4 protein-coding genes are annotated in these 9,187 nt (G+C 48.9%); 3 read left to right on the top strand and 1 reads right to left on the bottom strand.

Annotation, left to right across the window (positions count from 1 at the left end; translation table 11 throughout):
* Window positions 1-187 precede the first annotated feature (187 nt).
* Complete coding sequence (locus KDK13_RS00985) at window positions 188-5,461, top strand: autotransporter outer membrane beta-barrel domain-containing protein (protein ID WP_257282871.1); 5,274 nt, start codon at window positions 188-190, stop codon at window positions 5,459-5,461.
* Here the strand turns inward: KDK13_RS00985 and KDK13_RS00980 are convergent.
* Complete coding sequence (locus tag KDK13_RS00980; RefSeq protein WP_257282870.1) at window positions 5,458-6,939, bottom strand: hypothetical protein; 1,482 nt, start codon at window positions 6,937-6,939, stop codon at window positions 5,458-5,460. The two genes, KDK13_RS00985 and KDK13_RS00980, sit on opposite strands and share 4 nt — an antisense overlap.
* 153 nt (window positions 6,940-7,092) lie before the next feature.
* On the opposite strand from KDK13_RS00980, the gene KDK13_RS00975 reads away from it, so the two are divergent.
* Both KDK13_RS00975 and KDK13_RS00970 read left to right on the top strand, forming a co-directional pair.
* Window positions 7,093-8,604 carry a YdiU family protein gene (locus KDK13_RS00975; protein WP_257282868.1) on the top strand — a complete coding sequence of 504 codons (1,512 nt, stop codon included), beginning with the start codon at window positions 7,093-7,095 and terminating at the stop codon, window positions 8,602-8,604.
* A gap of 89 nt (window positions 8,605-8,693) precedes the next feature.
* Window positions 8,694-8,984, top strand: coding sequence for an oxidative damage protection protein (locus tag KDK13_RS00970; protein WP_257282866.1), 291 nt, complete (start codon window positions 8,694-8,696; stop codon window positions 8,982-8,984).
* Window positions 8,985-9,187: the final 203 nt, after the last annotated feature.

Below are 9,187 nucleotides of genomic sequence, written 5' to 3'. Positions count from 1 at the left end.
TTTTTAAACTGAAACAATATTTTGTATGAAAAACCCTCTTCCATACTATCTGTATTTCAAATATCCATTGGTCTGACTGCCATACACCCGACGATTTTATCCCAACAAATAACCTCAGAGTGCAAAATAACTCTGGGGTTATTTTGTACATCAGGTGTAGAAGTTTAGGGCCTGAGGAACCTGAATAATGATTGGTTTCAACATTGAGACAATCCATAAAAAAATACTGGTAATTGCCATTTCTTCAGTAGTCTCAACAGTAATCCAAAATAGTTATGCTGGAATTGAAACTGAAGGTTCTGAAACTGTATCCAATGCTTCAGCGATCAATATAGATCCCGGCATTATCTACATCTCAACACAGGGGATGACGGGAATGGAGGCTGAGGATGGAACCATCCTGAACAGTGGCATTATCAACGTCAATGCCAGGGGAACAGGTATTCGGGCGACAACCAGCCCTGACGGTAAGGGTAGTCAAACGACAGTCACCAATCACGGCATCATTTTTCTGAACCACCCCGAAGGCACAGGAATGGTCAGTGATGGACAGAACATCGAGTGGTTTGGAACCGGTAAAGACTGGGATGAACACAGCAATAACTACAAAGCAGGTGCCATCAATGATACTCATGGCTCAATTAAGGGTCAGGGAACAGGGCTGCTGGCATACAACAGTGGCCTGATCAAAAATCATGGCAGCATTCAGATATCGGGTTTGCATTCAACGGGAGCCAGGGCACAATCCAATGACCCGGAGAATCCGGATGTCGGCGCCGGCCTTATCGCCAACACAGGCACCATAACCGCAATTGATGGCGCCACTGGCATTCATCTTCATAAAGGTGGACTCAAGAATTCAGGAACCGTCATCAGTGATGATGTCGCTATCCGTGGAACAGGGCCTGTTAATATCGCCATCCTCACTCCCGGTAGCTACATAGAGGGAAAGCACGCCGCCGTGCTTCTTGAAGGATCCGGTAATGATATGAACCTGATTGAACTTCGTGGCGGAACTCTGCAGGGAAACCTGATAGGTGACAGCCCGATGGATATCCTGCGTATCAATCCGGCAGAAAACATCACCGGGGACATCAACCGGAAGATTTCAGTCAATGGTGAAGTCAGGGATTTTGAACTCATCTACATCATTGGAGATGTGCATCGAATCAGGGTTCAAACCGATGGCGACTGGCAGGTAAAAATGCCGGTTCGTGGCGTAAAATATCTGGTCACTGAATCCGCTGGAGATAAAGACACACCGACGTTTGAACAAACGTCAATTATCCTCAGAGAGTTGGCGCACTCATCACCAGACAACCGACCAATAGAAAAGAACAATACGCTGGTTGTCGCAACTCCTTCAGAATCGGACATCAGCACGGGGCAACCGATCCCGGAATTCGATGGATCAGGAGGGAAAGCAGAAGTCACCATCGCCAATGGAGCCCGGTTTGGCCAACTGATCGCCCCGGAGAAACTGATGGTAACGGCTTCCGCTGACCAGCCTTTCCACGCATACGGACCCGTTCGTGATGTCAGGCATATTGAGGTTTCACCATCAGCACATGTGCAAGGGATAACACTGGGAACCTCCCCGGCACAGACCGAAGGGAACCTGGGGCTTCTTTTCAGTGATATTGCCTCCGGCATCCCCATCAGAATCACCAATAACGGCAATATTGATGGGATTGATGCGTCCAGTGGCAGTCAACGTCCGGACCTTAACTATATTCACAACAGTGACACACCGGTAAACCTCCGGGGAAACAAAACCAGAAATGACGAGCTGACCGTTAAGGGAGGTTCCCCAAAAACCGTTCAGACAGTGTCAAGTTCAGCGCTGAAAAATGGTTTTTCCTGCCTGAATCTTCATGGAGTGGCAGCACCGGCTGAGCTTCCCGCAGATATTGAGTCTTTGAAACTGACCAGCACCCTGCCCATCGGAAGTATTTATGCCGTCAACGCTGACCATCTTGAGCAGGAAAAGGCAGAGAAAAGTCATGAGGCACCGGCAGCAACGCTGATGCCGTATTCAGTCAGACAACCGGAAAACGCAACGTTAATAACCGACATCGTGACTCCGGGGCTTAATTTCAGCATTAAAGAACGTCCCAACATGCGCTTTGAGATTCTTAATGGTGAAATAGGTACCCTGACTGGCAACCCTGAAAAAGATGATCAGTTGGTTATTCACGGCGGTCACATTAAGGACGATATTGACAGCCTCCGTTCAGTTACCATTGCCGGTAATGACTGGGGTGTTCATGGAATGCTCAGTAACACCAGGGAAGTGTTTATTGATAAGAATGGCATTCTGAAATTGTTGCAGGTTTATGGCTCACAGGAGCCCCCTCACAGGACAGAGAATGATCTGACCTTGCAGGTAAAAACAGCTAACGGACAGAGGCTGCCGGTTAACGTTACAGAAGGTGGAACACTCAGCCTGCTGGAAGTACATGATCAGGCCAGCCTTGGCGATCTGTCGTTGCAGGGTGGTGTCGTCAGCATTCTGCCCGGCGACAACAATGCTCTGGAGCTGGGCAGGATTATTAATGCCGATGGTGTCTACGCGCCGGACACCGGGTTTGAATATGTGCAGGTTGGTAGCGACCCACAACCTCTCCCCCCCGGGAACAACTTGGTACTCAGTACGCCAGAAAGCAGGCCAGTCAGTCTATTCAGCAAAAGCATTGATCACCTGCAGCTAATGGAAGGCGCCAGACTTAAAGGTGAAACACCGGCTGTAGGGCTACTGTATATACCGACCTCTGATTTTGTATCAGAAGACTGGATCCGTGCTGTTGATTTAGTCGCTGATGCGCCGGTTTCTGTAGTTAATGTTTCTGACAGTACCCAGAGCCTACCCACAGCAGATCGACCGGATAACTCTGCAACACTGAATATACAGACATCACCAGACCGCTCTTTGACCATTAAAAGCAACCAGCCTGTCCCCCAGGTACAGCAGGTCAATATCAATAATGGAGCCACTATTGGTGATATTGATTCGGTGAAAAACATCTGGATTCACGGTGCCGGCTGGAACAGTCGGGGGCTGGTTAATAACCCCGAAACACTGACTATTGCGCCCGATGGGACCGCCGACCTCATTGTTGCTGATGGAACACCGTCCGATGACCAGGATGCAGCGAAAAAGCAGTCACTCCGTCTCTATTTTTCAGACGATTATCCCTATGACAAGCACAAGGCATTTGTCGTCACCAACCTTGGTGAGACGGGTACCGATGAATTTCCTGATCACCGGGGAGAGCTGAAAGTACTCGATTTTTCGGCGGATACCCAGCGTCCTTCCCTGTATTTCAGGCAACAGGGCGGCAATACCGATCAGGTCATCGGTCGGCAGGATAAACAGGACACTCTGGCCCTGGTGAATGGCCGACTCAACTCAGCTTCAGGATTTGCCAATATCGATATTGTCGGCTCTGACTGGCACAGCATTCAGTTAACCAATCCCGGGAACATCAACATCCATGAAGAAGCCAGTGCCGCCAGAATTCTCCTCTCTGACAAGGTGCCAGAAGGTCAGGGCGTACTGGCAACCCACTTTACTGACGACAATGAAAGAGTATATGTCAATTCCAGGGGAATGCTCGGTGAGGTCAGCCTGGTACCGTTACAGAGCCGCCCATCATTCACCATAGAGCAAACCGGTGGCACGATTGGCTCAATCAAAGGCACCCAGGATAAACATGATCAATTTGTTGCCAACAATACGACAGTGACAGATCAGTTATCTGACATTGATACTATTACCTTTAACGGTACAAACCGTTATGAAGGAAGCCTGCTTCAGTCCAATGGGCTGGTTGGGGTTAATGGTAATCTCCATTTCATGGCAGATCGTATGGCTATTGTTGCCAGCTCACCAGACAGCAGTCGTACGGAAGTGACTGAATCTTCACCGACATTCCATATTCGTCAGGGAGCAGCCGTCACTATTCCATCTGAACTTAGTATTGATGGCAACTACCAACAGGATGGTCGCCTGGTGCTGACAGAACGAGACCCTGGTGCGGCAAGGTTTGAACCATTAACGGGTGAAGCAATACAGCAAGCCCCAGTGGTGGGTGCCAAAAATATCAACGTGGGTCCTGCTGCCGACTTTGTTTTTGACAGCGTTATCATTAAGGATCCGGCAATCGGCAAACAATACCTTTTGATGGAAGCAGAGGATTCCAGTATTAACCGGCCAGTTAATGTAGATGCTGACAATGAGCTGTATGTTCACTTTGACGCCATCGTTGATCCAGATAACCCAAAGAGAATGCTGCTGATCGGCACCAGTCAGGCTGACCACCGGGCAAATCAGGTTCCGGAGCGGTTTCGACCCATGATGCTGGCAGCCACGAAACCTTCCGACAAAAAAGAAGCCGAACACCCCGACGGGGCCAACAGTCACAGTGCAAAATTAACGCGGTATGTTGTAAACAATGTAAAACCCGGCCGGGACAACACCAAAACCGCAGAGCTTGCCCCTGCCATCTCGCCTCATGCTGTTCACAATGCCAATCTTGCTCTGAAAGCCGTCGGCAAAACCCTTGATGACAGAGTGTCCGGCAAACGAACCGGCATCAACACCGGAGATATCTTCTCTGCTGGCGCTGCCTGGATTCAATACGCTTACAGTAAGGCAACACAGGATATCAAGGACAATGTTCCGGGTTATCATGCCAGAACCAATGGCTTCTCCATCGGTGCAGACAGCCCTCTTGAAGAAGATCAGAATATAGACGCAGGCATTGCCTACACCTACGCAAAAGGAAAGGTAGAAGGCAAAGATGGCTTAAGAAACAAAATTGATACGGATACTAATATTTTCAGCCTTTACTCTTCATCCATGGAAGACAACTTTTTCTTTGATGGTCGAATGAGTTACTCCTTTGGCAAGAATAAGGGACAGCGCTTCGTTGGTGATAATCTGCATGATGCCAAATACGATACCCGGAGCTGGGGGATAGGCATGACAGCAGGCTACACACACTCTCTCGGTTATGAGTGGAGCTGGCAGCCCCGGGTAGCCTTTAATTATTACACCATCAAAACTGACGATTATACCGAGTCAGCCAGAGATCCTGCCCAGACATACTTATCTTACGATCAGGTCAATAATGGCAAATATGACATCATGGAGCTGGGTGCTGGCCTGAAGTTGATTGGAGAGATCAATACCGACACTATGCTCATCAAGCCTGAGCTTGGCCTGATGGGCTTTCACGATTTCAAGAAAGATCCGATTGCCATCACTGCACACTTTGCCGCAGGTGGTGAAAACTTCCTGATCAATGGTGCACAAAGAGAAGCTAATCGCTATCAATTTGATGCAAGCATATATATGGACATTCAGGACAATACAACCATCACCTTCAATTACTCATATCATTGGGCAGATAGTTTTAAAGTCGATGGATTTTTTGCCAGGGCTCGCTATAACTTCTAGAAACCTTCTCCTTTAGCCTCCAGCCGACCTTTTGTTTCCATCATTCTGTCCCGCAGGAAGCACATTGCGGAATCAGGTACCCTGTAGAAGGCATCAAGCTTGCCATTGTGCCCACCTTTCGTTGTTGTTACATGGTTAATGGCCGCTTCGGCGGATGCAAAGCTGCATCGCCCCTGACCATTGGGTGATGTGTAAAAGTCCGGACTGTTGCCAAAATTGTGTGGGTCATAGACCGTATATTCGAAAGTGCCGTCTGTCTTCTGGTTTCGATAGAGACCAAAAGCGTGATCAGGCTGGCCAAGTATGGCCGTTGATGAGTAGCCCCAGTCTGTGGTTTCCAAAATCTCCTGACGCTCACATATTTTGAAACCATCTACGTTTCTTCTGACTGTCGGGAGATCTTGCTCACCACGAGACTCCCTTTCCTTCAGAAAATACGGGTAGCCGGGTGATTTATTGACGTTGGCAAACATCAGTTCCATTACAATATCGTGCATGGAATACTTGCCGATAGACAGAAACCGTCTCAAATCGTCTGCATTATCTCTGGTGCTGATCATCTCTTCTAAATAAGCGACCAGGACCTGAAAAGAAAACTTGTAGCCGGTGGCCTGATAAAGCCCCAACCTCAGTGCATCAAAGCCACAACTCCAAAGACTGCCTACATTTGCATTAGCAGCAATAGGGCTGCCTAAACCAAACTTGGTATCCTTATAGGGTTGATAAAGGTTACCAACGTTGTTTTTAACCTGGAGTTCTTGTAAATAACAGCCCGCCTTGTTTGAGCTATCATCTGAATATCCGGGGAAACCGGCCCCTCCGGTTGTTGATCCGTCTGTCGTTTCACTGAACGAACCAATACGCACCAGCTTGTGCTGGCGAGTACTTTTATCCATCACATGAAGCACTTCTTCAATCGAGAGCCCACCATGATCAGGGTGGGTAACAGTTACCAGGAATTTCGATATAGCGTAGTGATTTTTATTATGAAATGCGATGTCATCTACAGCATCTTTATTCACTTGCCTGCATTTTAACCTGGCGTTTGCAACCCACGATTCCCCAGCGAACCTCCTCATCTCTGTATAAGCGTCCTTCACATCTGCTGTTGTCTGGAATCCGTCTATAAATCGGACCCGGGTTGTATCCGTTTCTTTTAAGGAGAATGAGAATGGTGAATTCACCAGTGGTTGGGTCAATGGGGGAGAGCTGCCTGCTGTTGGCGTTTGTCGGGAAGTGTCCGGCGCATGGGATACCTTGTATTCAGCCAACGCACGGCTCAGGGGTTCTACAAACCAGGCATTGGGGTTGTGGGCCATCACCGCCACGGCATCATGCAATGTCACGGTGTATTTGGAAAAAGTCGCTTTCACCGCCCCGGCAATGGCCCTCAGCGCACGAGCGAGGATGAAACTGTCATCGTGCTTATTCCAACAGTATGACAGGGCGTTCAAAGGGCTCAGTTCCACTGAATTCATAGGGAATCCTTTTTATTATTGAAATAGAATTTATACTTTTCGACAGAAAAACTGGCCAAAAGTTCAATATTAGTCCAGTCACAAGAACAAATGTATAGCCCACCATTACAGGGTAAACTGATCGCCGGTCAATCATTCGGGAGCACCACAAGGATGAATAACCTTGATGGCGGACATTTCAACAATACCTATTCACGCTTGCCGGACTACTTTTACACAAGGCTGGACCCAACACCTCTGGAGAACCCGAGACTGGTTGCCTACAGCGCATCAGCCGGCCATTTGCTTGGCCTTGAAGACACCCCGGGCACCCGGGAAACACTGACGCTGATCGGTTCCGGGAACCGTGCATGGCCTGGTTCAGAACCGCTCGCCATGGTCTATTCTGGCCATCAGTTTGGTGCCTATAACCCGCGGCTGGGTGATGGCAGGGGGTTGTTACTGGGAGAACTGGTCAATACCCGGGGAGAAAAATGGGACCTGCACCTGAAAGGTGCCGGGCAAACCCCTTACTCCCGATTTGGTGATGGCAGAGCCGTTCTCCGCTCCTGTATCCGGGAATATCTTGCCTCGGAAGCGCTCCACCATCTGGGCATCCCGACCACCCGCGCGTTGTGCGTGGTGACCAGCGATACGCCGGTTTATCGGGAAAACAGGGAAGCGGGCTCGACATTGCTCAGACTGGCAAAAAGCCATATCCGCTTTGGTCACTTTGAATATTTCTTTTACTCTGCCCAGGGCGAAAAGCAGCGCTATGAAGCCCTGAAAACACTGGCGGATTACACCATTGAACAACACTTTCATGACCTTGAAGGGATGACAGCAATGGCTGGCAGTGACAGAGGGTATCAGCTGTTTTATTCAGAAGTCGTTCGTCGTACAGCAACCTTAATCGCCCGGTGGCAGGCTGCAGGTTTTGCCCACGGCGTGATGAATACCGACAATATGAGCATTATCGGGGATACGTTTGATTATGGTCCCTATGGTTTTATGGACGATTTTAACTGGCACTACATCTGCAACCACTCTGATCACTCCGGTCGCTACGCATTCAGCCAGCAACCCGACATCGGCTACTGGAACTGTGGCAGGCTTGGCCAGGCGCTGGTTCCCCTGTTTGATGATGTTGAGTTAATCCAGAAAGCGCTGGACCAATACCCTCAAATCTACACCCAAACCTACACCCGTTTGATGCTCGACAAGCTGGGACTGGTCATAGGAGAAGATAAAGAGGAAGATGCAGAACTGGTTCGCGATCTGCTTCAGCTATTGCACGACAGTCGCAGTGATTACACCCTATTCTTCCGAACCCTCAGCCACTTTTCCACAAATCAGCCTTTGGAACAGCTTGAAAAGCAATTAGAGCCGCTGGTTAACCACGCTTCACTTGCCCCCTGGCTGGATAAATACAGGGAAAGGCTCAGGAGAAATCCTCTGGATGATCAGAACCGCCAGAAACGCATGAAACAGGTGAACCCGAAATTTATTCTCAGAAACTATCTGGCACAACAGGCGATCGAACAGGCAGAAAGAGGGGACTACCGGGAAATTGACAACCTGATGAATGTGCTGGTTTCTCCCTACGATGAGCACCCGGACTTTGAACACTATGCCCAAAAGCCGCCTGAATGGGGCAAAAAACTGGAAATCAGCTGCTCTTCCTGAAGGGAATGAATGTTTATCCGGCAGCTTTATCGTTAAGATGCTCTCAATGCAAAATCCCAATCCACAGCAACTGAAACAGTGAGATAACAATGGCCAGAATGATTCAATGCGTCAAACTGAAAAAAGAAGCGGAAGGCCTGATGGTTCCCCCACTACCCGGCCCAAAAGGTCAGTGGATCTTCGAAAACGTTTCCCGGGAAGCCTGGACTGAATGGCAGGCTCACCAGACCCGCCTGATCAATGAAAAGCACCTGAACCTGTTGACACCTGAAGCCCGGAAATATCTTATGGAACAAATGGATAAATATTTCTCCGGCGAAGATATTGATGCCGCTGAAGGTTATGTGCCGGAGGATAACCTGAAGACTGACCGGGAATAGATTCTATCCGATATGTGCTGGCTAAGTTGAAGCGGCGCCTGCAACCACCCAAACCTAAAAACACTTCGTCGTATAATACCACTGTTCAACGAAAAAGGCCCCGGAGCAAAGAGTGCTTCAGGGCCTTTATCTACTATTTATCTACTTTATGGTGCCTAGGGGCGGAATCGAACCACCGACACGCGGATTTTCAATCCGCTGCT

The organism is Endozoicomonas sp. SESOKO1, assembly GCF_024606265.1.
Classification (GTDB): domain Bacteria; phylum Pseudomonadota; class Gammaproteobacteria; order Pseudomonadales; family Endozoicomonadaceae; genus Endozoicomonas.
Note: the sequence above shows the minus strand (reverse complement) of the source record. Positions and strands in the feature narration are given on the sequence as shown.

What these genes read in the sequence shown, in the direction of transcription:
- KDK13_RS00985 (WP_257282871.1), top strand. Translation starts at nt 188, where the DNA reads ATGATTGGTTTCAACATTGAGACAATCCATAAAAAAATACTGGTAATT.
- KDK13_RS00980 (WP_257282870.1), bottom strand. Translation starts at nt 6,939, where the DNA reads ATGAATTCAGTGGAACTGAGCCCTTTGAACGCCCTGTCATACTGTTGG.
- KDK13_RS00975 (WP_257282868.1), top strand. Translation starts at nt 7,093, where the DNA reads ATGAATAACCTTGATGGCGGACATTTCAACAATACCTATTCACGCTTG.
- KDK13_RS00970 (WP_257282866.1), top strand. Translation starts at nt 8,694, where the DNA reads ATGGCCAGAATGATTCAATGCGTCAAACTGAAAAAAGAAGCGGAAGGC.